Annotated in this window: 28 protein-coding genes, 1 tRNA gene and 1 riboswitch; of the genes, 14 read left to right on the forward strand and 15 right to left on the reverse strand. The window is 70.9% G+C overall.

Annotated features, from left to right (window positions below):
• Positions 1 to 2: 2 nt before the first annotated feature.
• From EHF32_RS01245 to EHF32_RS01270, 6 genes are all read right to left on the reverse strand, one after another.
• Positions 3 to 794: an ABC transporter ATP-binding protein gene (locus EHF32_RS01245; protein ID WP_137416434.1), complete on the reverse strand. Its 792-nt coding sequence runs from the start codon at positions 792 to 794 to the stop codon at positions 3 to 5.
• Positions 791 to 1,585, reverse strand: coding sequence for an ABC transporter ATP-binding protein (locus tag EHF32_RS01250; protein ID WP_137416435.1), 795 nt, complete (start codon positions 1,583 to 1,585; stop codon positions 791 to 793). The genes EHF32_RS01245 and EHF32_RS01250 overlap by 4 nt, the downstream gene beginning before the upstream one ends.
• Entirely contained in the window at positions 1,582 to 2,475 is an 894-nt protein-coding gene (locus EHF32_RS01255; RefSeq protein WP_137416436.1) for an ABC transporter permease, read from the reverse strand. The genes EHF32_RS01250 and EHF32_RS01255 overlap by 4 nt, the downstream gene beginning before the upstream one ends.
• The gene (locus EHF32_RS01260; RefSeq protein ID WP_137416437.1) at positions 2,472 to 3,425 is read right to left on the reverse strand and encodes an ABC transporter permease; all 954 of its coding nucleotides are present in this window, start codon (positions 3,423 to 3,425) and stop codon (positions 2,472 to 2,474) included. The genes EHF32_RS01255 and EHF32_RS01260 overlap by 4 nt, the downstream gene beginning before the upstream one ends.
• The gene (locus tag EHF32_RS01265; RefSeq protein WP_137416438.1) at positions 3,422 to 4,924 is read right to left on the reverse strand and encodes an ABC transporter substrate-binding protein; all 1,503 of its coding nucleotides are present in this window, start codon (positions 4,922 to 4,924) and stop codon (positions 3,422 to 3,424) included. The genes EHF32_RS01260 and EHF32_RS01265 overlap by 4 nt, the downstream gene beginning before the upstream one ends.
• Before the next feature lie 117 nt (positions 4,925 to 5,041).
• Positions 5,042 to 5,971, reverse strand: a complete 930-nt coding sequence (locus tag EHF32_RS01270; RefSeq protein WP_137416439.1) for an alpha/beta fold hydrolase — start codon at positions 5,969 to 5,971, stop codon at positions 5,042 to 5,044.
• A gap of 96 nt (positions 5,972 to 6,067) precedes the next feature.
• On the opposite strand from EHF32_RS01270, the gene EHF32_RS01275 reads away from it, so the two are divergent.
• From EHF32_RS01275 to EHF32_RS01285, 3 genes are read left to right on the forward strand one after another with little or no spacing between them, the layout of a single operon-like run.
• Positions 6,068 to 6,544 carry a carboxymuconolactone decarboxylase family protein gene (locus tag EHF32_RS01275; RefSeq protein WP_137416440.1) on the forward strand — a complete coding sequence of 159 codons (477 nt, stop codon included), beginning with the start codon at positions 6,068 to 6,070 and terminating at the stop codon, positions 6,542 to 6,544.
• Positions 6,541 to 7,260 carry a tyrosine-protein phosphatase gene (locus EHF32_RS01280; RefSeq protein WP_137416441.1) on the forward strand — a complete coding sequence of 240 codons (720 nt, stop codon included), beginning with the start codon at positions 6,541 to 6,543 and terminating at the stop codon, positions 7,258 to 7,260. Before EHF32_RS01275 ends, EHF32_RS01280 begins: the two co-directional genes overlap by 4 nt.
• Before the next feature lie 53 nt (positions 7,261 to 7,313).
• Positions 7,314 to 7,778 carry an SIP domain-containing protein gene (locus EHF32_RS01285; RefSeq protein WP_137416442.1) on the forward strand — a complete coding sequence of 155 codons (465 nt, stop codon included), beginning with the start codon at positions 7,314 to 7,316 and terminating at the stop codon, positions 7,776 to 7,778.
• Between the two features lie 116 nt (positions 7,779 to 7,894).
• Here the strand turns inward: EHF32_RS01285 and EHF32_RS01290 are convergent, their stop codons facing one another.
• From EHF32_RS01290 to EHF32_RS01305, 4 genes are read right to left on the reverse strand one after another with little or no spacing between them, the layout of a single operon-like run.
• A complete protein-coding gene (locus EHF32_RS01290) occupies positions 7,895 to 8,341 on the reverse strand; it encodes a Fe-S oxidoreductase (RefSeq protein WP_238343759.1) in 447 nt (148 codons plus the stop codon).
• Positions 8,338 to 9,156, reverse strand: a complete 819-nt coding sequence (locus tag EHF32_RS01295; RefSeq protein ID WP_137416443.1) for an arginase family protein — start codon at positions 9,154 to 9,156, stop codon at positions 8,338 to 8,340. The genes EHF32_RS01290 and EHF32_RS01295 overlap by 4 nt, the downstream gene beginning before the upstream one ends.
• Before the next feature lie 52 nt (positions 9,157 to 9,208).
• The gene (locus EHF32_RS01300) at positions 9,209 to 10,003 is read right to left on the reverse strand and encodes a PspA/IM30 family protein (RefSeq protein WP_137416444.1); all 795 of its coding nucleotides are present in this window, start codon (positions 10,001 to 10,003) and stop codon (positions 9,209 to 9,211) included.
• A 33-nt stretch (positions 10,004 to 10,036) separates the two neighbouring features.
• Positions 10,037 to 12,049 carry a TPM domain-containing protein gene (locus EHF32_RS01305; protein ID WP_137416445.1) on the reverse strand — a complete coding sequence of 671 codons (2,013 nt, stop codon included), beginning with the start codon at positions 12,047 to 12,049 and terminating at the stop codon, positions 10,037 to 10,039.
• A 124-nt stretch (positions 12,050 to 12,173) separates the two neighbouring features.
• Between EHF32_RS01305 and EHF32_RS01310 the strand changes: the two genes are divergently transcribed.
• The 6 genes from EHF32_RS01310 to EHF32_RS01335 all read left to right on the forward strand — a co-directional run bounded on the left by EHF32_RS01310 (position 12,174) and on the right by EHF32_RS01335 (position 16,540).
• Positions 12,174 to 13,010, forward strand: a complete 837-nt coding sequence (locus tag EHF32_RS01310) for a DUF3097 domain-containing protein (protein WP_137416446.1) — start codon at positions 12,174 to 12,176, stop codon at positions 13,008 to 13,010.
• Positions 13,011 to 13,031: 21 nt separating this feature from the next.
• Positions 13,032 to 13,760 (forward strand): tRNA (guanosine(46)-N7)-methyltransferase TrmB, encoded by a 729-nt coding sequence (gene trmB / locus EHF32_RS01315; RefSeq protein ID WP_137416447.1) that lies wholly within the window; start codon positions 13,032 to 13,034, stop codon positions 13,758 to 13,760.
• A gap of 1 nt (position 13,761) precedes the next feature.
• On the forward strand, positions 13,762 to 14,601 hold the full coding sequence (locus EHF32_RS01320; RefSeq protein ID WP_238343760.1) for a CPBP family intramembrane glutamic endopeptidase: 840 nt from the start codon (positions 13,762 to 13,764) through the stop codon (positions 14,599 to 14,601).
• A 31-nt stretch (positions 14,602 to 14,632) separates the two neighbouring features.
• A riboswitch (guanidine-III (ykkC-III) riboswitch) is annotated at positions 14,633 to 14,697 on the forward strand.
• Positions 14,698 to 14,706: 9 nt separating this feature from the next.
• A complete protein-coding gene (locus tag EHF32_RS01325; RefSeq protein WP_137416448.1) occupies positions 14,707 to 15,030 on the forward strand; it encodes a DMT family transporter in 324 nt (107 codons plus the stop codon).
• Positions 15,031 to 15,223: 193 nt separating this feature from the next.
• Positions 15,224 to 16,420: a hypothetical protein gene (locus EHF32_RS01330; RefSeq protein WP_137416449.1), complete on the forward strand. Its 1,197-nt coding sequence runs from the start codon at positions 15,224 to 15,226 to the stop codon at positions 16,418 to 16,420.
• Between the two features lie 47 nt (positions 16,421 to 16,467).
• Positions 16,468 to 16,540: transfer RNA gene (locus EHF32_RS01335), tRNA-Arg, on the forward strand.
• 380 nt (positions 16,541 to 16,920) lie between these two features.
• Here EHF32_RS01335 and EHF32_RS15955 read toward each other — a convergent pair.
• From EHF32_RS15955 to EHF32_RS01355, 5 genes are all read right to left on the reverse strand, one after another.
• Positions 16,921 to 17,076, reverse strand: a complete 156-nt coding sequence (locus EHF32_RS15955) for a hypothetical protein (protein ID WP_202876829.1) — start codon at positions 17,074 to 17,076, stop codon at positions 16,921 to 16,923.
• Entirely contained in the window at positions 17,073 to 17,528 is a 456-nt protein-coding gene (locus tag EHF32_RS01340) for an HD domain-containing protein (RefSeq protein WP_202876830.1), read from the reverse strand. The genes EHF32_RS15955 and EHF32_RS01340 overlap by 4 nt, the downstream gene beginning before the upstream one ends.
• Before the next feature lie 105 nt (positions 17,529 to 17,633).
• On the reverse strand, positions 17,634 to 18,968 hold the full coding sequence (locus EHF32_RS01345; protein WP_137416450.1) for a serine/threonine-protein kinase: 1,335 nt from the start codon (positions 18,966 to 18,968) through the stop codon (positions 17,634 to 17,636).
• Between the two features lie 3 nt (positions 18,969 to 18,971).
• Positions 18,972 to 19,235, reverse strand: a complete 264-nt coding sequence (locus tag EHF32_RS01350) for a DUF6458 family protein (RefSeq protein ID WP_137416451.1) — start codon at positions 19,233 to 19,235, stop codon at positions 18,972 to 18,974.
• A gap of 191 nt (positions 19,236 to 19,426) precedes the next feature.
• On the reverse strand, positions 19,427 to 20,191 hold the full coding sequence (locus EHF32_RS01355; protein WP_238343761.1) for an SGNH/GDSL hydrolase family protein: 765 nt from the start codon (positions 20,189 to 20,191) through the stop codon (positions 19,427 to 19,429).
• A gap of 90 nt (positions 20,192 to 20,281) precedes the next feature.
• Here EHF32_RS01355 and EHF32_RS01360 point away from each other — a divergent pair, with 90 nt between their 5' ends.
• The 5 genes from EHF32_RS01360 (at position 20,282) to EHF32_RS01380 (ending at position 26,449) form a co-directional block, all read left to right on the forward strand.
• On the forward strand, positions 20,282 to 21,079 hold the full coding sequence (locus EHF32_RS01360) for a transglutaminase-like domain-containing protein (protein WP_137416452.1): 798 nt from the start codon (positions 20,282 to 20,284) through the stop codon (positions 21,077 to 21,079).
• A 58-nt stretch (positions 21,080 to 21,137) separates the two neighbouring features.
• On the forward strand, positions 21,138 to 22,802 hold the full coding sequence (locus EHF32_RS01365) for an arginine--tRNA ligase (protein WP_137416453.1): 1,665 nt from the start codon (positions 21,138 to 21,140) through the stop codon (positions 22,800 to 22,802).
• Position 22,803: 1 nt separating this feature from the next.
• Entirely contained in the window at positions 22,804 to 23,613 is an 810-nt protein-coding gene (locus EHF32_RS01370) for an LmeA family phospholipid-binding protein (protein ID WP_137416454.1), read from the forward strand.
• A gap of 119 nt (positions 23,614 to 23,732) precedes the next feature.
• Complete coding sequence (gene lysA, locus EHF32_RS01375; protein WP_137416455.1) at positions 23,733 to 25,130, forward strand: diaminopimelate decarboxylase; 1,398 nt, start codon at positions 23,733 to 23,735, stop codon at positions 25,128 to 25,130.
• On the forward strand, positions 25,127 to 26,449 hold the full coding sequence (locus EHF32_RS01380) for a homoserine dehydrogenase (RefSeq protein WP_137416456.1): 1,323 nt from the start codon (positions 25,127 to 25,129) through the stop codon (positions 26,447 to 26,449). The genes lysA and EHF32_RS01380 overlap by 4 nt, the downstream gene beginning before the upstream one ends.

Consider the following 26,449-nt stretch of genomic DNA (forward strand, 5'->3'; position numbering starts at 1 on the left):
CCTCAGGCCCCCGGGAGCGTCGGCACAGCGGCCAGCAGCCGCTGCGTGTAGGGCGCGCTCGGATGCCGCAGCACACGTGAGGTCGGTCCCTCCTCGACCATGCGGCCGTCCTTCAGCACGATCACGCGGTCGCAGAGCGCCTGTACGACGCCGATGTCGTGCGAGACCATCAGGAGACTGAGCCCGTCACGGCTGCGCAGGCGGTCGATGAGGCCGATGATCTGAGCGCGCACCGTCACGTCGAGCGCCGACAGCGGTTCGTCGCCGACCAGCAGGCGCGGGCGGTGCACGAGGGCGCGGGCGAGGGCGATCCGCTGGCGCTGTCCGCCCGAGAACTCGTGCGGATAGCGTCCGGCGGCGTCGGCGGGAAGATCCACATCCGCGAGCACCTCGGCCACGCGCGCCTCGCGGTCGCCCGGGATGCGGAGGGCCCACAGCGGCTCGGCCACGATGCGGCCCACCCGCATCCGCGGATCGAGCGACGCGTACGGGTCCTGGAAGACGATGCCGGTCTGACGCCTGAGCCAGTGCAGCCGGCGCGCGGAGGCGGTCGGATCGATCTGGCGGCCCTCGAAGCTGATGGTGCCGGCGGTGGGCACGTCGAGTGCGAGGAGGAGACGGATGAGTGTCGACTTGCCCGAGCCGGATTCGCCGATGGTGCCCAGAGACTCGCCCTCGTGAACATCGAGGTCGACCCCGTCGAGCGCGTGCGTGAGTGACCGCGGCGCGAGATGTGCGGTGCGCGGCGCCCGATAGGTGCGCGAGAGACCGCGGCCGGAGAGCAGCACCGTCATCGCTCCTCCTTCTCGTCGGGGCGCCACAGCGTCGCCCGTGCGTCCCGGAGGAGTCCTCGCGTCGCGGGCGAACGCGGAGCCGTGAGCAGCGTCGCCACCGGACCCTCCTCGACGATGCGTCCGCTCTCCATCACGACCGCGTGCGTCGCGATCTGCGCGAGCACCGCCAGGTCGTGCGTGATGAACACGAGCGACATCCCCGCATCCGCGACCAGTGTGCGCAGCAGATCGAGGATCTCGGCCTGGATCGTCACGTCGAGCGCCGTCGTCGGCTCGTCCGCGATGAGCAGCCCGGGATCCAGCGCGAGAGCCATGGCGATCGCGACGCGTTGACGCTGGCCGCCCGAGAGCTGATGCGGATATCGGTCGACGATGCGCTCCGGCTCGGGAAGTCCCACACGCCGGGCGCCGGCGACGGCGACCTCGCGCCGTGCCGCTCGGCTCAGCCCCCGGTGGATGCGCGGCGCCTCGGCGATCTGGCGGCCCACCGTGCGGATCGGGTTCAGGGCCGTCTGCGGCTCCTGGAACACGATGCCCACCTCGGCGCCGCGGATGCGGGCGAGCTCGCGCTCGGTGGCGCCGATCACCTCGCGGCCGTTCAGCCGGATGCTGCCGCTCGCCGCGGCGCCTTCGGGGAGCAGCCCCAGGATGGCGAGCGCCGTGAGCGATTTGCCCGATCCGGACTCGCCGATGATCCCGAGCCGCTCGCCGTCCGCCACCCGGAAGCTGAGCCGGTCGACGACGCGGACACCGTCGATCTCGATGACGAGGTCGGTCACCTCGAGGCTCATGCGACGACCTCCGGCAGATGGGTGCGCGCCCGGCGGGCCGAGCCGCTCCGCGTGCGCAGCGTCGGGTCCGTGGCGTCGCGGAGCCCATCGCCCAGCAGATTGAACCCGAGCACGGTGGCCGTGATGGCGAGGCCCGGCCAGAGGACCGAGAGCGGGTAGACGGTGAGGTACTGCTGAAGCTGCGACAGCAGCACCCCCCAGGACGGCTCCGTCACGGGGGCACCGAAGCCCAGATAGCTGAGCCCGGCCTCGGCGAGCACCGCGACGGCCATCGACCAGGACAGCTGCACGATGAACACGGGAGCCACATTGGGCAGCAGATGCCGGGTGAGGTTCTGCCAGCCGGAGAGCCCCGAGGCGCGTGCCGCCACGACGAAGTCGCTGTGCAGCACGCGACGCAGCTCGGGACGGCTCACCCTGGCGATGTTGACACCGAAGCCGATGCCCACGGACCACACGACGACGGCCAGCGATCCGCCCCACACCGCCGAGATCATCATGGCGATCAGCAGCACCGGGAAGGCGACGAGCATGTCGACGAGGACCGCCACCGACTCCCGCACCCAGCGGTGGGTGAGAGCGCCGAGAGCGGCCAGGGTGAGGCCCACGATCGTCGCGATGACACCCGCGCCGGCGGCCACCGCGACCGTCGTGCGCGAGCCCGCCATGAGGATGCTGAGGATGTCGCGACCGGTGGCGTCGGTGCCCAGCAGATGGGCGGGGCCCGGCCCCGCCCATCTGCCCGCCACATCCGCGGCTTGAGGGTCGTAGGGAGTCCAGAACGTCGCGAGGGAGGCGACGGCCAGCAGCGCGAGGACGATGACCACGCCGGTGGCGCCGGCGGGCTCCGAGAACAGCCGGCGCCACCACGCGGCGCGCGACGCCCTCATGCCGCCGACTCCCTCTGGCGCGGATCGATCAGGCGGTGCACGAGATCGACGATGAAGCCGACCAGCAGGACGAAGGCCGTGAGAGCGAGAAGCTCCCCCTGCACCATGGGCAGATCACGTGCCGACACGTCGCGTACCAGCATCCGTCCGATGCCGGGCAGTGAGAACAGCTGCTCGATCACCACGGCGCCCACGACGATGCCGGCCACCTGCAGCCCGAGCACCGTCACCACAGACAGTCCCACGTTGGGCAGCCCGTGCCGGATGAGTGCTCGGGTGCGAGTGAGACCCTGCGAGGCGGCGGTGCGCACGTAATCCTGTCCCATGGCCTGCAGCGTGGCGCTGCGCACGAAGCGCAACAGCATCGCGCCTTCCACGACGCCGATCGTCAGCGCCGGCAGAACGAGCGAACGAAGCGCCGCGCCCGGGTCGCTCCACCCGTCGCGCGGGAAGCCCTGTGCCGGGAGCACTCCCCACCAGACGGCGAACACGACCACGAGCATCATGCCGGCCCAGACGACGGGAACCGCTGCGAGCGTCTGCGCGCCCACACCGATGACGGTGCCGCCCAGTCGTGCCCGCCGGAGCGCGGACACGACGCCGAGGGGACCTGCGAACAGCAGGGCGATGGTGAGCGAGAGCGCGCCCAGCGGAAGGGTGATCTGTGCCTTCTGGGCGAGCTCGGTGGCCACCGGGGTCCCGGTCAGCAGCGAGGCGCCGAGATCTCCGCGCAGCACCCCGCCGATCCAATCGAGGTACTGCGCCGCGAGAGGCGCGTCCAGATCGAGCCGGTCACGGATGGCGGCGATCTGTTCGGGGGTGGAGTTCGTGCCGCCGATCAGCTGCGCGACGTCGCCGGGCAGGATGCGCAGGGTGAAGAAGATGATCACGCTGGCGACGACCAGCCCCGCGGCGAGCAGGGCCAGTCGCATCAGCGTGTATCGGATCACCCGTCGCTCTTGCCGAGTTCGGTCACGTTGAGCCGCTCGTTGACGTTCACCGAGGGGAAGCCCGAGACGTTCGTGCCGACGGCGACGACGCTGGCTCCGTTGTACAGCCAGTCCGCGGCCGCATCGTCCGAGACGATACGGGCGGCCTGGGCGAGGAGCTTCGCCGCCTCCTCATCGGTCGTGGCTGCGCGCGCCTGCGTGTAGAGCTGGGTCACCTGCGGGTTGTCGTACGTGAAGTAGTACGCCGGGTTCGTCCAGTTGGCGAAGTCCCGCGCCTCGGTGTGCAGCACGAAGCTCAGCTCGTAGTCGTGGTTCGTGTAGACGTTCGTGAGCCAGGTCGGGAAGTCCACCGAGTCGACCTTGAGGGTGATCCCGACGGCGTTCAGGTCCGAGACGAGCAGCTGCGAGATCGTCGCCGGGTAGAAGGAGGGGATGGTGAGCGTCAGCGTCGTGTCCGAGGCGCCGGCATCCGCGAGGAGCTTCTTGGCGGCGTCGGGATCGTAGGGCGCGACCTCAGAGAGGTCCTCGTAGCCCGGGTCGAGGGACGGGATCGGGCCGTACATGGTCTTGCCCGCGCCCAGCGCCTCCACGAAGGCGTCGTGATCGATCGCCTGCCGGATGGCCTGACGCACACGCTTGTCCGCGAGGGGTCCCGAGGTCTGGTTGAAGGCGAGGGTGCCCTTATCGGTGGAATCGCCGACGACGAGCGCGAAGTCGCCGTTCGCCTCGATCTGCGTCTTCAGGTTCGCGTCGAAGCCCGTCACCACGTCGACCTCGCCCGCCAGGGCGGCGTTGAGTGCGGCCTGGTTGTCGGGGATGTAGTCGAAGACGACCTCCGCCGCCTTGGCCGGCGTGCCCCAGTAGGCGGGGTTGCGGGCGAACGTGATGTTGTCGCCGCGTGTCCAGCGCTCGAGCGTGAAGGGGCCGGTGCCGTTGGCCGCCGTCTGGTAGTCGACGCCGTCGCCCTCCTTCAGGATGATGCCCGCGCGGCCGCTGAGGTTCCACAGGAGCTGCGAGTCGGGCTGGGAGAGGGTGAGCGTGATCTTCTGTCCGTCGGCCGTCACGCCCGTGACGTTCGCGAGGGTTGCGGCGTCGACCCATCCGGCGTTGTCGCGGTGCTGGGTGAGTGAGAAGACGACGTCCTCCGGGGTCAGCGACTGACCGTCGTGGAAGGTGACGCCCTCCCGCAGCGTGAAGGTGTAGGTCAGTCGGTCGTCCGAGACGGTCCAATCGCTCGCCAGCGCCGGCACGATCTCCTGCTCGGGCGTGCGCGCGACGAGACCCTGGTACAGGTTGTCGATGAGGATCTGATCGAGCGCTGAGCCCGAGGTCTGGCGGATGTCGAGGTTCGTGGGCTCGAGTGCGAGCCGGACGACGACGGAGGAGTCCGCATCCGGGGAGCCCGACGGCGTCGGCGACGTCGAAGGCGCGCAGGCGGAGAGGGAGAGAACGGCGGCGGCCACGAGCGCTGCGAGGGCGAGGGGCGTTCGGCGGTGCATGGGGGGTCCTTTCCGCGGACGCGGGGGCATGGAGGGAGGACGAGGGTCGGTGCGGTGTACCAGCCTAGATCGCCGCCGCGGCTGCAGGAGTCTGCGTCACGTCACAATTCGACAGCGTCATCCGGCCTCGACGATCCGACCCAGCAGAGTCGCGAGGCGTGCCGGGATCTGCTCGTGCACGTTGTGGTGCGCGGGCACGACGATCACGTCGGCATCCGGGCGGCGCCGGCGGAACTGGTCCGCATCCGCTTCCGTCACATATCCGGCGTCGCCGCGCACGAGCGTGATCGGCGCGCGCACGGCGGCGAGGTCGTCCCACCCGCTCGCCGCGAGAAGCTCTCGCATGGCGTCCGGTGCGGAAGCTTCGGCATCGGATGCGGCGGCCGCTGCCGCGAGGTGGGCGAAGTGGTGCTTCCACTCCACGCGCCCGTCGGGGCGCACCCGCGAGTTCAGGTACACGCCGCGGGTGGCCGCTTCGCGCGAGCCGCCCAGCCCGAACGACAGCGCCCGATCCACCAGCTCCTCCCGATCGGCCCAGTCCGTCGGGCCGGCGAAGAACGCGCGCATCTGTGCCGGACCCGCGGTGGGATCCACCCCGGGAGTCAAGTCGATGAGCACGAGGCTGCGCACCAGGTCGCCCCGCGACGCCGCCACGGCGGTCGCGGTGAGTGCGCCGAGGGAATGCCCGACGAGCACTTGCGGGCCCTCGGTCCACGTCTCGAGAGCGGGCACCACATCCTCGGCGAGTGTGCGTGCGACGTAGCGCGCGTCGTCTCGCCAGGAGGAGTCGCCGTGCCCCGCGAGGTCGATCGACAGGGCGGGCAGTCCGAGCGCGAGGATCGTGGTGTCCCAGGTGTGTGCGTTCAAGCCCGCGCCGTGGAGGAACGTCACGACCGGCGCCTCGTCGCCGTAGCGGAGGGCGGACAAGGTCCTGCCGTCCGCCAGGGTCAGATCGCGTCGCTCGGTCGCGGGCAACCGCGCCGTGAGCCCGAGGCTCTCGGCCTGGGCGGGCAGGAAGGAGAACTCGTCGAAAACACCGTCGGTCACCCCCGAATGCTACGGCGCGCGAACGGCCCCCGGTCGCCGTTGCGTCTCATTGCGCAACCGCCCCGTGTCGTCCCGGGCATGGGTAGGGTGGGCCGCATGGGTGAGGAGCGGCGTGTGCACCTGTCGAAGGCGGCACCGGAGGTCTATCAGGCGATTCACGCGATGGCGAAGACGGTGGGCACGCTCGCCGCGGATGCCGGTGTCGAGTTGCGGCTGAAGGAACTCGTCCAGCTGCACGCGTCGCAGCTCAACGGCTGCGCCTACTGCGTGCGTGTGCACCTCGACAGCGGAATGAAGGCCGGGTTGGACATCGACACGGTCGCGCAGCTGCCTGCCTGGCGCGAGTCGGGCGTCTTCACGGAGCGCGAACGCGCGGCGCTGGAGCTCACCGAGTCCCTCACCTTCATCCACGAGGAGGGTGTCTCCGACGATGTCTACGATCGGGTCGGCTCCGTCCTCTCCGAGGCCGAGTACGTCGCGGTGAGCTGGATCGTGATCTCGATCAACGCGTTCAACCGCGTGGCCATCGCGGGACGGTACCCGGTGCCGCCCCGCACCGCGCCGACGCCGTGAGCGAGGCCGGCGGTCTCGTCGCCGGAGCCGTGAACTTCCGCGATATCGGCGGGCTGCCCGCGGGTCGGCGGGTGACCCGCAGCGGTGTGCTGTTCCGCTCCGGCAACCTCGCGCGCCTGGATGAGCGGACTCGTCGCCGCATCTCCGAGCTCGGCCTGAGGCGAATCGTCGACCTGCGCGACGACGACGAGGTGCGCGCCGATCCGACGTCTCTCGGGCCGGACGGGCCGGTGACCGTGCGTGTGCCGCTGTTCCTCGGATCCGTCGCATCCTTCTTCGCCGAGGACGTCAGTCTCGCCGAGATGTACGACCGGCTCATCGACGACGCCGCACCCGCGCTCGCGACCGTCGCTCGATCGGTGGTGGAGGAGCACCCCGTCCTCGTGCACTGCACGGTGGGCAAGGATCGCACCGGCGTCTCGATCGCGCTGATCCTCGCGGCGGCGGGCGTCGACGCGGATGCCGTGGTCGCCGACTATGCGCGCACCGCCGCATCCCTGCCCGCCGCGCGCAACCGTCAGGTGGTGGCATGGCTGCGCGCGGCCCATCCCGAGGCCCGCCACGCCGTGGAGCTCGCCACGGCGTCACCGGCTCCCGTCATGCGGACTCTGCTGGGCCGGCTGCAGGCACAGTACGGATCGGCCCGCGACTACCTCTCCGCCGCGGGGGTCGGCGACGCCGAGCTCGTCGAGCTGCGCCGCATCCTCATCGCGTAGTGGTCAGCCAAGGTGAGGCATACCTTCCTTGGGAGGCGTATACTCGCCTCATCATGCCCGAGAACGACGTCCACAACGCGAACGCGTGCCGTGCGTCCAAGCACGCCCGCGCGCAGCATCTGGTGACCGCTGACGAGTCGTCGCTCGACGACCTCGAGATGCTGCTCGCGACGCTGCCGATGTGTTCGACCGGTCGGGTGTTCGTCGAGGTTCCGGACGCGGCGCACGTCGCCGAGATCCGGGTGCCTGCGCGCATGACGATTACGTGGTTGACGCGCGACAGCCGCTCCGGCGCGCCCGGCACCGGACGCTCGTGCGCGCCCGGCGAGGCGCTCAGCCGGGCGGTCGTGGCCTGGGCCGACGAGATGCTCTGCGACGACGACGGATGCGGCACCGCGGTCACCCTGCTCGGTGGCTACCTCGGCACCGCCGACATCTTCGACCACCTGGTCGAGCGCCGCGGCATCGATGCCGCCCGCATCCACACGCCCGCGCGCTTCGGCCTCGCCACCGCCTGAGCGCCCCCGCTTCCGCGGCGCGGCGCCCCTCTGCGCAGGAGAAATCCCCTCGACAGGATGATCGGCGCGGAATCATCCTGTGGGAGGGATATCTCCTGTCGAACGGATGCGGGGGGTCAGCGGGGGATGTAGTTGCCGTCGGCGAGGCCCGCTTCGATCTCGAAGCGGTTCTGCAGCGGATCGCGTCCGGCGAGGCTGTAGAGGATCGGCATCAGCATCCCGAACCGACGCCACTGACGCTCGTGCACGGACTCGTGCGCGAGCAGCCTGTCGTCGATGCGGCCGTCGCCGGTGAGGAAGCAGTGGCCAACGCACACCCCGCCGCGCGGGAACGCCCATGACGGCATCCCGCGGAACACGAACAGGCGGCCGCGCCGCTCGACGCGTCCGCGGCTCCAGAGCGTTCCCCAGATCCACCCGACCGCGCATCCGTAGGCGTAGCCCAGCGCGCTGATCGGCGAGTCAAGGAGGAAGGACGGGATCCAACGCTCCACCGCACGAGATCGCGCCACGGCGCGGTCGGCGCGTTGCTGCCACCCGGCGGGCGGACGTGCGGCGCTCACGCGAGGGCTCCGACCAGTCGCAGCAGAGTCCCCATGTCCTCGCTCGCGGCGGCGGGGGATGCGGGTGCGAACCCTGCGAGCGAGGAACCGGCCAGCGGCACCTCCTCGCGCAGCGCCTTCAGCGCCGTCACCAGTTCGGCCAGCGAGGCGCCGAAGGGCTCGGAATCTTTCACGCCGGGCATCTCGGCGGGATCGAGTGCGTCGACATCGACGTGGACGTGGACCGCGTCGACGCCGAGTCGCTGAACGGTCCGGGCAAGAACCGTGGGATCGGAGAGTGCTGCCGCATCGATCACGGTGAGGGAGTGCGCATCGATGTACTCCCGTTCGGCCTCGTCGACGGCGCGCGCAGCGACCAGGACGACGTCGGCCGCGGCGACGGTGCCCGCAGACAGAGCGAGATCGGGAGCGCCTTCTCCGAGCACGGCGCGCAGCGCCATCCCGCCGAACGCGTGCGAGCCGGAGGATTCCGGCGTGTGCAGATCAGGGTGGGCGTCGACCCAGACGACGGCGATGCGACCGACGCGCGCCGAACGCTCGACGGCTGCGACGCCGACGGCGCAGTCGCCGCCCACGGTGAGCGCGCGCTCATCGGATGCGGCGAGAGCCTCGCGCAGGTCGTGCTGCACCTGGCGCAGCGCGCTGTAGCGATGCACACCGGTGCCGAGCGCCTCGCCCGCTCCGAGCGGGACCGGCACGCTCGTGCACGCCGCACGCGGCAGATCGCCCGCGATGGCCTCTGCGCCGTCGACGAGCTGCATCGCGCGCGCGGAGGGCGAGCCCTGCCACACGGGCGTGATGAGGAAGCGTGTCATCTCGACTCCCGGATGGGGGAGGGGCCGCGCTCGGCGCGGCCCCTCCGTCTTCTCACTGCTGGTGCTGCTGGGGCAGCTGCTGCTGCTGACCGAGCTCGTCGCCGGCCGCTCCGGCGCCGAGGGCGCCCTGCGCGGACCCGCCCGCCTTCAGCGCGGCCAGGCGCGCCTCGACCTCGGTCAGCTCACCGACGTCCTCGAGGCTCTCGAACTGCGCGTCGAGGCTGGATGCGGCGAGCTCTGCCTTCCCCGCGGCCAGCGCTTCCTGCCGACGGATCTTGTCCTCGAAGCGGCCGAGCTCGCTCGTGGGGTCGAGGACGTTGACGCTCTTGATCGCGTCATGCACCTTGTTCTGGGCCTCGGCGACCTTCGCACGAGCGAGCAGCTCGCTCCGCTTGGAGCGAAGCTGCTCGAGCTTCTGCTTCATGCCGTTGAGGCCGTCCTTGAGCTTGTCGACGACCTCGGTCTGTGCCGCGATCTGCGGAGCGGAGGCCTTGGCCTCGTTCTCCTCGGAGATCTGACGCTGCAGGGCGATCTTCGCGAGGTTGTCGAACTTGTCGGCGTCGGTCGTGTTGCCGGCGCGGCGCATCTCGTCGGCGCGGCGGCTGGCGGCGAGCGCCTTGCTGCCCCACTCGGCCGCGGCCTGCACGTCCTCCTGGTGGTCGCGCTCGAGAAGACGCAGGTTGCCGATCGTCTCGGCGATCGCCGCTTCCGCGTCGGCGATGTTGTTCGTGTAGTCGCGGACGAGCTGGTCGAGCATCTTCTGCGGATCCTCGGCCTGGTCGATCATCGCGTTGATGTTCGCCCGGACGAGGGTGGAGATGCGTCCGAAGATGGACTGCTTGGCCATCGTGTTTCCTTTCGTCGTGGTTCGTGAAGTCCGTCAGAATCTGCCGCCGCTGCCGCCGCGGGAACCGCCGCCGCCGAAGCCTCCGCCGCTCCCGCCGCGCGAGCCGCCGCCGAAGCCACCGAAGCCGCCACCGCCGAAGCCGCTACCGCCGAAGCCACCGCCGAAGCCGCCGAAGCCACCGCGCCGTCGACCGCCGCCGAGGGCGGAGCCGATGATGATGCCGCCGAGCATCGCGCCGAAGTCGCCCCCGCCGGCGGATCCGCCGCCGAAGCCGGAGACGTCCGACTGGGCGGCGGAGATGGCGTCGGCTGCCAGGCGCGCGGCGCGCGAGGCCGCATCCAGCGCTTGTTCGGGCGCCACCTGCGCCTGCTGCTCAGCCAGGGCGAAGGATGTGCGGGCATCGGCGAGGCGGGTGCGGGCGGTCGCGCCGACCGCGCCGCGACGCGACGCGATGAAGTCCTCCGCGGCCCCGATCTGGGCCTGCGCGTGGGCGAGAGTCGGCGGCAGAACCTGCCGGGCGTGCTCGGCGCGGGCCGCCGCGTCGCGAGCGGATCTCAGCAGTGCGTCGAGTTCGTCGTCGACCCGCTGCAGCGCCGCGAGGGCAGCCACCGGGTCTTCGTCTGCTGCGTCCAGTTGTGCGCGGGCGGCCGCGGAGGCGGCGGCGAGCCGTCCGTCCGGGTCGGGCAGGGTCTCGGCCGCGGCGATGTCGCGCGCGAGTTCGGCGCGGAGCGCGGGGATCTCCGACCGCGCGGCGGCGAGACGATCGCCGTGCGCGCCCACCGCATCCGCCAGCTGGCGTGCCTGAGCGAGCGCCTGCTCGGCCGCGCGCAGCGCGACAGCGGCTTTGCCGGTGTCTCCGGCCGTGACCGCGGCGTCGGTCGCGGCAAGCTGAGCGTCGGCCAGCGCGAGCCGGTCGGCAGCCTGCGCCGCGTTGTCGACGATGGTGCTCAGTGCCGCGGCGGGGTAGGAGGCGGCGAGCTGGGCGAAGCGCTCCTGCGCGGTCTGAAGGGCCGCGGCCGCCTCGGCGCGCGACGACCGGAGTCGTCCCCGGGTGGCAGGGAGATCCTGCTCGATGCGGCGGAGGTCGGCGAAGGCGTCCAGCTGCGCCGTCACCCGTGCGCCGGCTGCGGACGCGAGCTGCAGCGTCTGCTCGTGCCAGGCGCGCACCTGTTCGTCGGTGTCGGGGATCTCATCGTCCAGCTGCTGGCGCACCGTGAAGGCCTGATCCAACTCCGCGCGCGCCGTTGTCAGAGCCTCACGCAGACCTCTCGTCGCCTCCTCGCCGAACTGCGCGGCGGCGAAGCCGTGCTCCTGTTCCGCCTCACGGAGGGCGTCGTCGGCTGAGACGAGAGCCGCGGCCGCGCGCGTGCCGAGATCCTCGGTGCTTTCCGCGGGGCGGGATGCGGCACGCCGGCGAGCCGCGCGGACCACGAAGTAGGCGGCCACGGCCACCAGTGCCACGACGGAGATGACGATGATGACGACGCCCACCGCGCCGCCGGAGCCGGAACCGGAGCCGGAGGAGCCTGCGCCGGGCACGACGACGCCACCGGAGTCGCCACCGCCAACGGTGCCGCTGCGGGCCTCGGCCAGCCCGTCTGCGGCGGCGATCGCGGCCCCCGCCCAGTCACCGTCTCGGAGAGCCGGATACACCCAGTCCTGATCGACGGCGGTGATCTGGTCCTCGCTGAGCGGGCCGGAGGTGTCGCTGGAGAGCCAGTACTGGCGAGCGTCGACGGCGATCGCCAGCAGGTACTGGTTGGGTCCGAGGCCGCCCTGCTCGGCGGTCTGGGTCGCCCAGTCCTTCGCATCCGACGGGCTGCTGAAGCGGTCGACGTAGACGACCCACAGATTCAGGTTGTCGGTCTGGGCGAGCTGCTCGAGGCGGTCCTCGACCTGAGCCCGCTCGGCGTCGCCGAGAACCCCCGCCTCGTCGCTCACATACGACGCGCCGAGTTGCACCGGCGGCGTGGCTGCGGCCGGGCCCGCGATCAGGAAGACCGCGGCCAGCGCGGCCACCAGTGCATATGCCCAGCGCGGTCGCATCGATGGCCTCCCTCGGGGGCGGACGGCGCCCTCGTCCGAGTCTATTGAGGGCGAGTCTGTGTGCGCCATGGATGCGGGTCGCTGCCGGATATGCATCCCCCGGCTGGTTACGCTGCTCGGCGTTATGGATGACCGATACCCCACGGATGTGCTCGCCGCCGGCTGGCGAGAGCGGAATGCGAAGACCCTCGCTGCGGTCCCCGCCGAGCGCGGGACGGTGGTCGAGGTCGCCGAGGACGGATTCTGCGGCGCCGTGACGTCGGTCGAAGGCGGGCTCGTCGAGCTGGAGGATCGCGCAGGTCGCAGACGCATGTTCTCGCTCGGTCCCGGTTTCCTCATCGACGGCGAGGCCGTCCGACTCGTCGCCCCATCGGTCGCATCGACGGCAGCCGGGCGCGCGCGCACCGCATCGGGATCGTTCGCCGTCGCCGACCAGCGCGCGCGTATCGCCCGCCCGAGCCGCATCCTCGTCGAGGGCAAGCACGACGCCGAACTCGTCGAGAAGGTGTGGGGAGACGACCTGCGCGTGGAGGGCGTGGTCGTCGAGTACCTCGAGGGCATCGACCTGCTCTCGGACCTGCTCGAGGCGGAGCCGCCCACGGCCGAGCGCCGATACGGTGTGCTCGTGGACCACCTCGTCGCGGGGTCGAAGGAGTCGCGGATCGCAGCGGAGGTCGCCCGCAGCCGACACGGAGCCCACGTGCGCATCGTCGGCCACCCGTTCATCGACGTGTGGCAATGCGTCACGCCGCGCGCGGTCGGGATCGCGGCGTGGCCCGAGGTGCCGCGCGGCGTCGACTGGAAGACGGGCGTCTGCCGCGGGCTGGGCTGGCCGGCGCGCGACAAAGCCGACCTCGCGCGCGCGTGGCAACGCATCCTCGCCAGCGTCCACAGCTACCGCGACCTGGAGCCTGCGCTGCTGGGGCGTGTCGAGGAACTCATCGACTTCGTCACGGCCTGAGGCGCTTCGTATCCTGGGGGGATGACCGATCACGCATCCGGCGTCTTCCGCGACCGCCCCGTCTCGTTCGTGCGCCGCAGCGGAAGGATGTCGGAGGCGCAGGAGCGCGCCTGGGCCGAGCTCGGCCCGCACCTGCTGCTCCCGGTGGCGCGGGACAACGCCGCCACCTCGGTCGCGGCCGACGCGCAGATCGACGTGGCGACGGTGTGGGGCAGGAGAGCCCCGTTGATCGTCGAGATCGGCTCCGGGCAGGGCCACGCCATCGTGCACGCGGCGACCACGCGACCCGATGTCGACTTCCTCGCGGTGGAGGTCTTCCGTGCCGGGCTCGCGCGGACCATGCTCGACGCCGACCGCGCCGGCGTACGCAACCTGCGTCTCGTCGAGGCGAACGCGCCCGAGGTGCTGGAGCATCTGCTGCCGGCGGAGTCGGTCGATGAGGTCTGGATCTTCTTCCCCGACCCGTGGCACAAGAAGAAGCACACGAAGCGGCGATTGGTGAAGCCGGACGTCGTGCCGACGCTCGCGCGTGCGCTTCGCCCCGGGGGGATGCTGCGCCTGGCCACCGACTGGGAGGACTACGCGCTGCAGATGCGCTCGGTGCTCGACGAGGCGACGGTCTTCGACCGCGCGTTCGAGGGGGACTGGGCGCCGCGCTTCGAGGGGCGCGTCATCACGGCCTTCGAGCGCAAGGGTGCGCGCGTGGGGCGCGCGATCCGCGACCTCGTCTACCGGCGATCGGCCGGCTGAGGTGCCCGCCGCGCAGACGGTCAGTCGCATTCCGCTGCGGACATGGCCGCTCGCGGCCTCGCTGCTGGTGGCGCTCGCCGCGCCGGCCTTCTTCGTGCTCCTGACGCCTTGGCTGGGATGGAGTCTGCTCGCGGCGGGGCTCGTCGCGGCCTGGTGGGCGGATCGCCGTCAGCCGCGCGACGCCTCGCTGCTGCGCGATCTGTCACTGATCTCTGTCGGGATGCTGATCGTCAGTGCCATCCCGCTCGCCGCGGAGCTCGACGACGCCGCGATGGTGCGCTTCACCCTCGCGCTGGGCGGGGCCGTCGCGGTTCCCTATGCCGTGTCGCGGTTCGTCTATCGCGACCGCGCGATACGTTTCCCGTGGCGTGGCGGCGGTCGATGGAGCCGGTTCCAGTGGGTGTGGCTGGTGGCGGTGATCGTGCTCGGGTGGCTGATCCTGCCCTTCTACTTCATCAGCTCGGGGGTCTATCAGAACTGGCCCGTCGTGGACACCCCCGATCTCATCGCGCGGCTGTTCATCGGCGTCGGCGCCGTGGGCATCTGGGACGAGCTGTTCTTCATCTGCACGGTCTTCGCGCTGCTGCGGCGCCATCTGCCGGATCCGGCCGCCAACGTCGTACAGGCGATCGTCTTCGTCTCCTTCCTGTGGGAGCTCGGCTACCGCGCCTGGGGGCCCGTCCTCACCATCCCGTTCGCGCTGCTGCAGGGGTACATCTTCTTGCGCACCCGTTCGCTCGCCTACGTCGTCACGGTGCACCTGCTCTTCGACGCGGTGGTGTTCGGAGTGCTCGTCCACGCGCACAATCCGGGTCTCGTCGACGGCTTGTTCCTTCTCTGAGCTTCCGCTCGGGCGCCCTCGGATAGAGTCATCCCGGGTCCCGACCGGACCCCCGGACGACGGATCAGTACCCGGTGAGCGACAAGACTGGCCGGAAGGCACGTCATGTCGTGGGTCGTCCTCATCGTCTCGGGAGTGCTCGAGGCCGTCTGGGCCAGCGCGCTCGGCCGTTCCGAGGGCTTGTCGAAGCCCTTGCCGAGCATCGTGTTCGCGGTCGCTCTTCTGCTGAGCATGGGTGGCCTGGCGTTCGCCATGCGCGAGATCCCCACCGGCACGGCCTACGCGGTCTGGGTCGGGATCGGAGCGGCGCTCACGGTGATCTGGGCGATGGTCACCGGGGCCGAGCCGTTCACGGTCGTGAGGCTGCTGCTGATCGCCGGGCTCGTGGGCTGCGTGATCGGACTGAAGCTCACCGGCGACGCTTCCTGACCCTGCAGGCTTTTGCTCGGCGCTCGAAGATGGGAGCATCCTGTGGGGGCCGGCATAGCCGCTTCGCCTAGGATCGCTCGCGCCACGCGGGGAGAGGAAAGTCGTGACGGTGACCGGTTCGCAACTGCATGCCGATTCGGAGAACACGCGTACGCCGCGATGGCGCCGCGCGGTGACGGCCATACGTGGCTGGGTGGATGATGCATCCCGACCCGATCCGCGTGTGCGGCCGGTTCGGCGGATCGAACTAGCACAGGTGATGGGCTACTGGGCGATCGCCCGCGGCGTGAACCTCGCGTTCCTGCTCTTCTGGTACATGGTCTCGACGGCCGCCGGCTGGGGTTTCGGTGCGCAGGACCGACCGGTCGGGACGTTCGCCGCATTTCTGACGGGATGGGATGCGGACCGTTACGGCCGCATCTCTCTGATCGGGTATCCGCCCGTGATCCCCATCGGTCCCAACGGCAACGTGCTCGAGAACGACTGGGCCTTCCTGCCCATCTACCCGTGGCTGGAACGCGTGGTCGGCGACCTCGTCGGCTCGGACTGGCGAGCGGCCGGCATCGGACTCAGCATCTTCTTCAGCGCCACCGCGACCGTGCTGCTGTTCCTGCTGCTGCGCGCGGTCACCTCGCCACGTCAGGCCAAGTGGGCGGTGATCTTCTTCTCCTTCGCCCCCCTGTCGTTCGTATTCGTCATCGCTTACGCGGAATCGCTCGTGCTCACGCTGACCTTCGCCGCGCTGCTGCTGGCAGTGAAGCGCAAGTACGTGTGGATCACCCCGATCGCGCTGGTCGCGGCGTTCACGCGACCAGGTGCCCTCGCGCTCGCCCTGGCGCTGGGCATCGTCTTCCTCGTGCGCTGGTGGCGCAGGAGGGTCGATCCGTTCCCGCGCCGTGAAGTGGCGGGGCTGCTCGTGGCCGGGGGTGTCACCGCGCTCGCCGGCCTCGCCTGGTCGTGGATCGCCGATGCCTGGACCGGAACACCCCACGCCTACCTCCTCACGGAGACGGCGTGGTGGCGTCCGTTCGTCGGCAACGGCGAGTTCCTGCCCCTCACCCCGTGGTTCCGATTCATGGGCGAGTACCTGAGCGTGTTCGGCTGGCTGCTCGTGATCGCGCTCATGGTCGGCTTCGCCCTGCTGATCTGGTCGCGGTCGGTGCGCAGGCTCGGCATCGTCGTCGCGGCATACGGACTCAGCTACGGGCTCTACATCTTCGGCGTCTTCCTGCCGCAGGCCAGCACCTTCCGCCTGCTCATGCCGATGTCTCCGCTCCTCGCGCACGAGAAGCTCTCCGCGTCCACGCGCACACGCAACAGCATCCTGATCGTCCTCGTCGTGCTGCAGTTCTTCGCCGTCTACGGGCTCTGGACCCGCGGGTACCCCTGACCCGTCGTCACGGGGTCGAAGCGGGCGGTGATAGTCTCGATCGGTACGCCTCCGTAGCTCAGGGGATAGAGCGCCGGTTTCCGGTACCGTAGGTCGGGGGTTCGAATCCCTCCGGGGGCACGGCGTACAAGAGGCCTCGATCCTTCCGCGGATCGGGGCCTTCTTCATGCCCGACGCGAACGGGGCGACGCGCGGGTGCACGTCGAGGCCCCGGCCATGATCTCGCGGCGCCCATGGGGGCGCGCCGCCCTCGTCGGCGCGCCCCGCTGCCTCGATTCCCCGCGGCCTTCGACGTTACGCTGCCGCGGGACGCGCTGTCTGTCGGCCGCTTGGGGGACGCGATGCGGCGCTCGCCGCCTACTGTCGCCGCATCCGGCACTCGTCGGGATCGAGCGCGCTCGATCGATGGGAGGCGGCGGTGTCGCTGCGGCGCATCGTCGATGCCTCGCGACCGTTCGCGCGGGCCGACTGAGGGTGGAGGCCCACCAGGCTGAGGCGGATCAGCGCACGAGTGAGAGCCAGGTGAGCTCGCCGTCCGCGATGCGTCCGCTCCGCGCGAGCCGTGCCGCGGCGGAGGCGGGCTTGCGTTCGGCCTGATCCCGGATCGCCGCGTCGAACTCGGCGGCGAAATCCGCCCTCGGCAGTCGTGCGATCACGACGCGCAGAAGCTGCGCATCCCACTTCGACCAGCCCGCCCCGCGACGTCCAGGCTCGTCGCGACCTCCAGCAGGTGGCCCTCGATGTCCACGGCCGGATCGACCTCGACCCACATGTGGCGCTCGATGACCTCCTGCAGCCGGGTCCGGCGCTCGGTCGGCCAGCCCGCTCCGGCCGCGAACAGCCAGGCGGCGGCGCCTCCGGCGCTCTCGAACGGCGTCCGATGCGCGTCGAACGGTTCCGCCACACCGATGTCGTGCAGCGCGGCGGCGGCGAAGAGCAGTTCCGCGTCGTAGTCCAGGCCCTCCGCATCCGCGAGCGAACGCGCCCAGATCCAGGAGCGCAGGCTGTGCCGCAGCACGGCGGGGGAGCACCACCGCTCAGCTGCCTGCAGCGCGAGCGCGGCAGTGGCCGACGGCGGGCGCAGGAGTTCTTCGATGTCGTACGGCACGGGAGTCCTCGTCTCTCACCCCCAGTGTCAAGCATCGCTCCTCGGCTGAGCGGTCCTGACTCCGAGGACGGCGGGATCACGTCGGGATGTGGCGTCCCTGCGCCGTCAGGGCCTCTTCCCGTTCCCGGGTCCGTTCCCGTTCCCGTTGTTGTTGCCGGGGCCGCGGTTGGATCCGCTGTCCGATACCGGGCCAGGCTGCGGGTCGGTGACCGGGGCGGGCTGCGGAGAGTCGGTGTCGGCGGGTTGCACGGTCTGGTCCTCTGACTCGACCGTCTCGGCGGGCGTCTGCTCCGATCCGTCGTCTGCCGGGACCGTACTCATCTGCGCGGGGACGACGGACTCTTCGGCCACCGGGACCGGGGCCAGGACGCTCGTGACGCCCACCGCGGTGGCCCCGGCGATGAGGATGCCGGCAGCCGCCGCGAGCGCCACGACCCCCCGACGACGGCCTCGGGGCCGATGGGGCGGCGAAACCGGACGCGGGTGGGCGACCGGCTCCGCAGCCTGCGCCGGGGGAGCCGAGAGCGCGATCGGCGAGGTCGCGACGAGCAGCGCGTCATCCAGGGGGAGCGTCGGGGCGGTCGCCGTCGATGCGGAAAGGACTCGCGCCCGCTCGAGGGCCTCGCTCGCGCTCGGGCGGGAAGCGGGATCGTGCACGGTCATCGCGGTGAGCAGGGAACGCCATGCGTAACCGATCCCCGTCGGCACATCGGGCTGGCGGGTGAGACGTGCCAACAGCATGCTCGCCGCCGGCGCATCCGCGAACGGATGCCGGCCCGTGATGGCCTCGATCAGCAGCAGCCCGAGCGAGTAGACGTCGGACGCGGGAACCGGTGCATGACCGCGGACCTGCTCGGGCGCGAGGTACGCGGCCGTGCCGATGACGTCGCCCGGCGTTGTGAGCCTCGTCGAGTCCACGAGATGCGCGACGCCGAAATCGGCGAGCACGGCCTGATAGCCGACACGGCCGGCCCTCGGGCCGCGCGGGCGGAGCATGACATTGGAGGGCTTCACGTCGCGGTGCACGATCCCCGCCGCGTGGACGGCCTCCAGCGCCGCGGCGAGATCGCTCGCCATGCCGCCGGCCTCATCGAGCCCCATCGGGCCCTCCGCGAGACGCTGACGCAGGGTCGGGCCGGCGATGTACTCCATGACCAGGTAGCTGGGAGCCTCGGTCCCGATGCGTGCGTCGAACAGGGTGACCAGGCTCGGATGCGAGAGCGAGGCGAGCATCGTCGCCTCGCCGACCTTCCGACGGTCCTCGACGCCGTCCGCCTGCTCGGAGTGGAAGAGCTTGACCGCGACATCACGGCCGAGCAGTTCATCCCGAGCGCGGTAGACCGTGCCCATGCCGCCGCTGCCGACGCGTTCGATCAGACGGTAGCGACCGGCGAGGAGTGAGCCGGTCCCGGCGGGAACGGCGTCGAGGATGTCGGACACGTATCAGGCGAGGGGTTCGCCGTTGTCCGTGGTGCGACGTGTCGTGACGCGCTCGCCGCTGGCGGGGTCGACGGCCGTGCGCGAGGTCGACACGCTCGAACGACGACGCATCACGAGGATGAGGCTGATCAGGAAGACCAGCACTCCCGCGCCCATCAGGATGTAACCGATGAGACTCAGGTTGACGTAGCCGCCGAGGTCGACGTTGACGGCGAACGCCAAGATCGCACCGATCACGAAAAGCGCGATTCCGCTTCCAATACCCATGTTGACGACTCCTGCCCCGGGACCAGCCCGATAGGTGGGTTCCCGGACGGCGACGGTGGGGCCGGCGCTCGGGCACGGGCGCGGCGGGTCGCCGTGCCCCCGGCGTTCACGTTAGCCAGCGGACGGGCCGGCGGAGTTCCGGTGGTCCTGCCCCGCGAAAGGGTGCATAATGCCCGCCACTCCAGGAGGGCTCAGTCGGCCTGCAGGCCCTCGAGCGCTGCCGTGAGCCGCTCCGCGAGGTACGCGTGGCCCTCGGTGGTGGGGTGATGGCGCCCGACCGGCCCGCTGTCGATGACCCACGGGTGGTTCTCCGGGGTGATCCACTGCTCGCCGATGGGCGAGACGTATGGCCAGCCGCGTGTCGCCGCCGCCCGGCTCAGCCGCTGGTCGATCTCGGCGGTCGCGGCCTCCACCGGAAGGACCTGGGGAGCGGGACCGAGGATCACGATCTGCGCGTCGGGGTACAGTGCGCTGAGAGCGTCCCAGGCGCCGCGCACGGCCTCGTCGTAGCCGTCGAGGGGAACCTTCCGATCGTTGATCGAGCCCTGAACGACGATGAGGTCGGGCTGGTCGGACGCATCCAACTCGGCGATGCGCTCGGAGAAGGTTCCGCCGTCGATGCCGGGAACGAGGTAGCCGCTGCCTCGTGAACCGTTCACGCTCGTCTCGCCGCCCATGAGCGGACCGAGGAGGTAGGCGTAGCCCAGCGTGGGCGTGGTGGCAGCGGAACCATACGTCCAGGAGTCGCCGAGAACGAGGATGCGGGGGTGCTCGGGCAGCGAGATGGTCGACACCGGGGCGGGCGCGGCACCACCCGCATCCGCTCGACTGACCGGGACCGCTCCGGTCGCCCACGGGCGGGTCAGTGCGAGGGCGCAGATGCACGCGATCGCCATCGCCAGCGCCGCCAGCACGGCGATCGTGCGGCGCGGCGAAAGCCGGGCGGATCGGGTCATGGCACGAGCGTACGGCGCGACGGGGCCGAGCGGATGCACGAGAGGGATGCGGCGGGCCTCGGCCCTCGGTCCGCGTGCGAGGATGGGCCGGTGCAGCGCCAAGTGAGAGCCGAACTCGACCTCGAATTGGGCTCCTCCGTCGACCTCATCCTGCAGATCGCGGTCGCGCGATCGGCGGGGGTCGTGAGCGAGCGGCTGAGCCTGGTGCAGGACGGGCGCGAGCTCCTGCCGAGGGAGCTCGTGGATGCGGCCGGCAACCGTCTGCACCGTCTGACGGGCGAGGCGGGGTCTCTTCAGGTGCGCTACGAGGCGGTCGTCGGCGCGGGCACGGCGCCCGCGACGACGGAGATCGACACGATCGCTGCCCTGCGCCCGAGCCGCTACGCCCAGTCGGACGAGGTCTTCGCCACCGCGCGGCGACTCTTCCGCGGGTTGAGCGGTCGCGGGCTCGCGGAGGCGGTCTCCGAGTTCGTGGCCACGAGTGTCACCTACACGCCGGGGATGAGTCTCGGAACCGACAGCGCGGTCACGACCCTCGCCAGCGGACAGGGCGTCTGTCGCGACTACGCTCATCTCGTCATCGCGCTGCTGCGTGCGATGGACATGCCCGCGCGGTATGTCGCGTGCTACGCGCCCCGGCTCGATCCCATGGACTTCCACGCCGTCGCCGAGGTGCTCGTCGAGGGCGAGTGGAACGTCATCGACGCCACTCGGCTCGCCCCGCGCTCCTCGCTCGTGCGGATCGGAACGGGGAGGGACGCGGCGGACTGCGCATTCCTGAGCTACCACGGCGGGTACGTGGGACTGGAACGGCTCGAGGTGGACGCGACGGTGCAGGGCGAACACGGAACGGTCGACGACCACGCGGCGCTCGTCCCGATGGCCTGAGCGGGTCGGCCCACGCGGGCCGGGGCGTCACGGCGGACGAACGTAGAATGGGACGCCTATGGATCCCGAACAGCTCTCCGCCGCCCTGCACGCCGTCGTCGCACCGATCGTCGAGGCGCGACGCCCCGGTGTCGAGGTCGCGGTGTCGGACATCGTCCTCGAGCGTCCGAAGAACCGAGACCACGGCGACTGGGCGTCCAACATCGCCCTGAAGCTCGCCAAGCAGGTGGGGGCGAACCCGCGGGAGCTGGCAGCGGAGATCGCGGGCCCTCTCGGCGATGTCGCCGGCATCGCCTCCGTCGAGATCGCCGGTCCCGGATTCATCAACATCCGTCTGGATGCCGCGGCCGCCGGGGCCCTCGCCCGGGTGATCGTCGAGGCGGGGGCGGCATTCGGCTCCAACACCAGCCAGCGCGGCAACTCGATCAATCTGGAGTTCGTCAGCGCGAACCCGACCGGTCCGCTCCACATCGGACACACGCGCTGGGCGGCTCTCGGCGACGCCATCGCTCGCCTCCTCCTGGCCAGCGGTGCCACGCTCGTGCGCGAGTTCTACATCAATGACGCGGGCGCCCAGATGGAGCGCTTCGGCCGCTCCGTGCTCGCGGCGGTGAAGGGCGAGCCGGCCCCGGAGGACGGCTACGTCGGCGCCTACATCCAGGACCTGGCCGAGCGCGTGCGTGCGGCGGAGTTCAACGGCCAGCCCGGCGGCGTGCTGTTCGCCTCGGCCGAGGAGCAGCTGGCCTTCACCACTGAGCTCGCCTACGCCCTTCAGCTGGGCGAGATCCAGGCCTCGCTCGAACAGTTCAACGTCCACTTCGACGTCTGGTACTCCGAGCGCGTGCTGCACGCCGGGTCGCCGAGTCTCGTCGACGAGGCGGTCGAGCGCCTGCGGGAGCAGGGGCATGTCTTCGAGCAGGACGACGCCGTCTGGGTGCGCACGACCGACTTCGGCGACGACAAGGACCGCGTCATCCGTCGCTCGAACGGCGAGTACACCTACTTCGCGGCGGATGCGGCCTACTACCTCAACAAGGGCGATCGCGGTTTCGCGCACAAGATCTACCTGCTCGGCGCCGACCACCACGGCTACGTCCACCGACTCAAGGCGCTCGCCGGTGCGGCGGGTGACGACCCCGAGAAGGACATCGAGGTGCTGATCGGTCAGCTCGTCTCGATCAACGGCGCGCGTCTGTCCAAGCGTGCGGGCAACATCATCGAACTCGACGACCTGCGCGCCTGGCTCGGTACCGATGCCCTGCGCTACTCGCTGGCTCGTTACCCCGCCGACTCCCCGCTCACGCTCGACCCCGAGATCCTGCAGAAGCGCACGAACGACAACCCCGTCTTCTACGTGCAGTACGCCCATGCGCGCACCCACAACGTGGCGCGCAACGCCGCCGCATCCGGGGTGGAGCGCACCGCGTTCGCCCCCGAACTGCTCACCCACGAGACCGAGTCGGCGTTGCTCGGCGCACTGCAGGAGTTCCCGCGGCTGGTCGCCTTCGCCGCAGACCTGCGCGAGCCGCACCGGATCGCCCGTTACCTCGAGGAGCTCGCGGGGCTCTATCACCGCTGGTACGACAACTGCCGCGTGATCCCGCTCGGCGACGACGAGGTGACCGACCTGCACCGCACGCGTCGGTGGCTCAACGACGCGACCGGCCAGGTCCTGCGCAACGGGCTGGACCTGCTGGGCGTCAGCGCGCCCGAGCGGATGTGACATGAGCGAGGTGATGGGGCTGTTCGACGACCAGGACGACGCGCCTCGCACCGTGCGCCGGCGCCGCCGGTGGCCGTGGCTCGTCGCAGTGCTGGTCGTTCTGCTCCTCATCGTCGCCGCGTTCTTCGCGGGGGAGTGGGTGGCGCGCGACCTTGTGACGAAGGCCGTCAAGCAGCAGCTCGTGTCGCGACTCGATCTCGCCGCGGACCAGCAGATCGATGTGGACATCGCGGATGCCTCGTTGCTGCTGGATCTTGCGCTGGGTGAGGTGGGCCAGGTGCGCATCTCCGCCGACGACGTGACGATCGGAGACTTCACCGGCAACGTGTCGGTGACCCTTCGCGATCTCGGCATCCGCGCTCCCTTCACGCTCGGCTCCGGAGACGCGACGGTGTCGCTGAATGCCGACCAGCTGCGCCCACTGCTGGCGGAGGCCGCGCCGGTGTCCGTTGACGGCCTCACGATCGCCCAGCCGGACGTGAGCGCCTCGACCCAGCTGTCCGTGTTCGGCCTCGCGGTGCCGGTGGACGTGGTGCTCACCCCGTCGGCGGCTGACGGGCAGCTCGTGCTCACGCCGGTGTCGCTGAGCGTCGCCGGCGCCGAGGTGACCTCGGACGGCCTGCGCGCGCAGTTCGGCTCCGTCGCCGATCCTCTGCTCGCCGGGTATCGGGTGTGCGTCGCGCAGTACCTCCCTCGCGGCCTCACGCTCAGCCGGGTCGCGGTGCAGGGCGATCGGCTCGCTGCCGACTTCGACATCGCGGGCGAGCTGCTCACCGATGCCGGCGCGCGGGAGAAGGGCACCTGCGCCTGACGCATGGCGGGAGCGGCATAGGCGGTGCCCTAGACTTCAAGGGACTCGCGTCGGGGTGTCGTGACGGCTCCGCCGCCGCTGAGAATCCCGCCGCCCTTCACCACCGATTGGGTCTCGTAGTGTCCTCCTCGCACGACCGCGCTGCCGCCGAAGAGTGGCTCCTCGTGCCGGACGACGCGAACGACCTCGCGCCCGTCGTGTGGCCCGGATCGGCGTCGCGCCGCGACGGCCGTCTGCAGATCGGCGGAGTGGATGCGGGAGAGCTCGCCGCACGCTTCGGCACTCCGCTCTACATCCTCGACGAGGACGAGGTGCGAGGCCGCGCCCGTCGCATCCTCGCCGCCTTCCAGCGGGCCGCGGGAAGGCACGGTGCGCAGGCGCGCGTCTATTACGCGGGCAAGGCGTTCCTCTCCGCGGCCGTGGCGCGGTGGGTGCTCGAGGAAGGGCTGCGCATCGACGTCGCGAGCGCGGGCGAGCTGGCGGTGGCATTGGCGGCCGGCGCGGACCCGTCGCTGCTGGGCCTGCACGGCAACAACAAGTCCGCGAGGGAGCTGGCGCGGGCCGTCGAGATCGGAATCGGCACGATCATCGTGGACAGTGTCGACGAGATCGTGCGCCTCGCCTCGGTGACCGACGGCGCCGCTCGCCGCCAGCCCGTGCTGATCCGTGTCAACACCGGGATCCACGCCGAGACCCACGACTTCCTCGCGACAGCGCACGAGGACCAGAAGTTCGGCTTCTCCCTCGACGGTGCACGGGAGGCCGCGGCTCTCCTGCGCGCCATCCCCGGCGTCGAGCTCGTCGGCCTGCACTGCCACATCGGCTCCCAGATCTTCGGGTCGGACGGCTTCGCCGCATCCGCCGAGCGGCTCGTCGCCCTCCACGCGGAGCTCGGCGGTCTCGACGTGCTGAACCTCGGCGGCGGCTTCGGCATCGCCTACACGCGCGATCAGCAGCCCGCCGTGATCGAGGAGCTCGCCGACGCCATCGTGGATGCGGTCGCGGCGACCTGCGCGCGCCTGGACGTGCCCGTGCCGACGCTGGTGTTCGAGCCGGGACGAGCGATCGTGGGGACGGCCGGTGTGACGCTGTACGAGGTCGGCACGGTCAAGCCGGTCCTGCTCGACGACGGTCTTGTGCGCACCTACGTCAGCGTCGACGGTGGGATGAGCGACAACGCCCGTCCGGCGCTCTACGGCGCCGACTACTCCGCCCGTATCGCCTCCCGCGTGAGCGACGCGGCTCCCGCCCTCGTGCGGGTGGTCGGTTCGCACTGCGAGTCGGGCGACATCGTCGTCAACGCCGAGTACCTTCCCGCCGACGTCGCCCCCGGCGACCTGCTGGCGGTGCCGGCGACCGGTGCCTACTGCTTCTCGTTGTCGAGCAACTACAACTACATGCCGCGGCCCCCGGTGGTCGCGGTGCGTGACGCCGAGGCGCGTGTCATCGTGCGCGGCGAGACGGTCGACGACCTTCTCGCCCGCGATGCGCTCCTCGCGCAGAAAGGTGATTCATGATCGACCATCGCCACCTCCGTGTCGCTCTGCTGGGAGCCGGCGCCGTCGGGTCGCAGGTCGCCGCCCTCCTGCTCAAGCACGGCGATGAGCTCGCGGACCGCGCGGGGGCGAGTCTCCAGCTCGCCGGCATCGCCGTGCGCGATGTCGACGCTCCGCGCGATGTGGAGCTTCCGCAGGAGCTCTTCACGACCGACGCGGAGTCGCTCATCGTCGGCGCCGACATCGTGATCGAGCTCATCGGCGGCATCGAGCCGGCGCGGACCCATCTGCTGCAGGCGATCAACTCCGGCGCGGACGTCGTGACGGCCAACAAGGCCCTGCTGGCGACCCACGGCTCCGAGATCTTCGACGCCGCCGACCAGGTCGGCGCGCAGGTGTACTACGAGGCGGCCGCAGCCGGCGCCATCCCGATCATCCGCCCGCTGCGCGACTCGCTCGCCGGTGACCGCGTTCAGCGCATCATGGGCATCGTCAACGGGACCACCAACTACATCCTCGACCGGATGGACACCGAGGGTGCGGAGTTCTCCGACGTCCTGGCGCAGGCGCAAGCCCTCGGCTACGCCGAGGCAGACCCGACCGCCGACGTGGAAGGCTACGACGCGGCACAGAAGGCGGCCATCCTCGCCTCGCTCGCCTTCCACACGGCCGTGCCGCTCGAGTCCGTCCACCGTGAGGGCATCACCGCGATCACGACGCAGATGATGGATGCGGCGCGTCACGCCGGCTACGTCATCAAGCTGCTCGCGGTGTGCGAGCGGCTGACCGGTCAGGATTCGCCGACGGGCGAGGCCATCTCGGTGCGGGTGTACCCGGCGCTGGTCCCGCGCTCGCACCCGCTCGCGAGCGTCCACGGTGCCAACAACGCCGTCTTCGTCGAGGCGGAGGCGGCCGGTTCGCTCATGTTCTACGGCGCCGGCGCGGGCGGCGTGCAGACCGCATCCGCGGTGTTGGGCGATGTCGTGTCCGCGGCGCGTCGCCACATCGCCGGCGGCGTGGGGGTGGGGGAGTCCACGCGCGCGAACCTGCCGGTCCTGCCGATCGGCCACGCGCACACGCGCTACCAGATCACGCTCGAGGTCAGCGACCAGGCGGGCGTGCTCGCGCACATCGCCGGCACGCTGAGCGAGGGGCACGTCTCGATCGCGACGGTCGAGCAGACGGTCATCGCCGAGGACGGCGCAGACTCGGGCCGGGCACGCCTGGTCATCGGAACGCACAAAGCACGCGAGCAGGATCTCAGCGACACGGTCGATCGACTCGCGGACAGCGACGTCGTCGAGCGGGTCGTCTCGGTCCTGCGGGTAGAAGGAGACTGA

This window comes from Microbacterium sp. RG1, from assembly GCF_005347485.1.
Taxonomy (GTDB): Bacteria; Actinomycetota; Actinomycetes; order Actinomycetales; family Microbacteriaceae; genus Microbacterium; species Microbacterium binotii_A.

Excerpts from the sequence above, each read along its gene's own strand:
- EHF32_RS01245 (WP_137416434.1), bottom strand. The coding sequence starts at position 794 with ATGACGGTGCTGCTCTCCGGCCGCGGTCTCTCGCGCACCTATCGGGCG.
- EHF32_RS01250 (WP_137416435.1), bottom strand. The coding sequence starts at position 1,585 with ATGAGCCTCGAGGTGACCGACCTCGTCATCGAGATCGACGGTGTCCGC.
- EHF32_RS01255 (WP_137416436.1), bottom strand. The coding sequence starts at position 2,475 with ATGAGGGCGTCGCGCGCCGCGTGGTGGCGCCGGCTGTTCTCGGAGCCC.
- EHF32_RS01265 (WP_137416438.1), bottom strand. The coding sequence starts at position 4,924 with ATGCACCGCCGAACGCCCCTCGCCCTCGCAGCGCTCGTGGCCGCCGCC.
- EHF32_RS01275 (WP_137416440.1), top strand. The coding sequence starts at position 6,068 with ATGGGTGAGGAGCGGCGTGTGCACCTGTCGAAGGCGGCACCGGAGGTC.
- EHF32_RS01285 (WP_137416442.1), top strand. The coding sequence starts at position 7,314 with ATGCCCGAGAACGACGTCCACAACGCGAACGCGTGCCGTGCGTCCAAG.
- EHF32_RS01295 (WP_137416443.1), bottom strand. The coding sequence starts at position 9,156 with ATGACACGCTTCCTCATCACGCCCGTGTGGCAGGGCTCGCCCTCCGCG.
- EHF32_RS01300 (WP_137416444.1), bottom strand. The coding sequence starts at position 10,003 with ATGGCCAAGCAGTCCATCTTCGGACGCATCTCCACCCTCGTCCGGGCG.
- EHF32_RS01305 (WP_137416445.1), bottom strand. The coding sequence starts at position 12,049 with ATGCGACCGCGCTGGGCATATGCACTGGTGGCCGCGCTGGCCGCGGTC.
- EHF32_RS01310 (WP_137416446.1), top strand. The coding sequence starts at position 12,174 with ATGGATGACCGATACCCCACGGATGTGCTCGCCGCCGGCTGGCGAGAG.
- trmB (WP_137416447.1), top strand. The coding sequence starts at position 13,032 with ATGACCGATCACGCATCCGGCGTCTTCCGCGACCGCCCCGTCTCGTTC.
- EHF32_RS01325 (WP_137416448.1), top strand. The coding sequence starts at position 14,707 with ATGTCGTGGGTCGTCCTCATCGTCTCGGGAGTGCTCGAGGCCGTCTGG.
- EHF32_RS01350 (WP_137416451.1), bottom strand. The coding sequence starts at position 19,235 with ATGGGTATTGGAAGCGGAATCGCGCTTTTCGTGATCGGTGCGATCTTG.
- EHF32_RS01355 (WP_238343761.1), bottom strand. The coding sequence starts at position 20,191 with ATGACCCGATCCGCCCGGCTTTCGCCGCGCCGCACGATCGCCGTGCTG.
- EHF32_RS01365 (WP_137416453.1), top strand. The coding sequence starts at position 21,138 with ATGGATCCCGAACAGCTCTCCGCCGCCCTGCACGCCGTCGTCGCACCG.
- EHF32_RS01370 (WP_137416454.1), top strand. The coding sequence starts at position 22,804 with ATGAGCGAGGTGATGGGGCTGTTCGACGACCAGGACGACGCGCCTCGC.
- EHF32_RS01380 (WP_137416456.1), top strand. The coding sequence starts at position 25,127 with ATGATCGACCATCGCCACCTCCGTGTCGCTCTGCTGGGAGCCGGCGCC.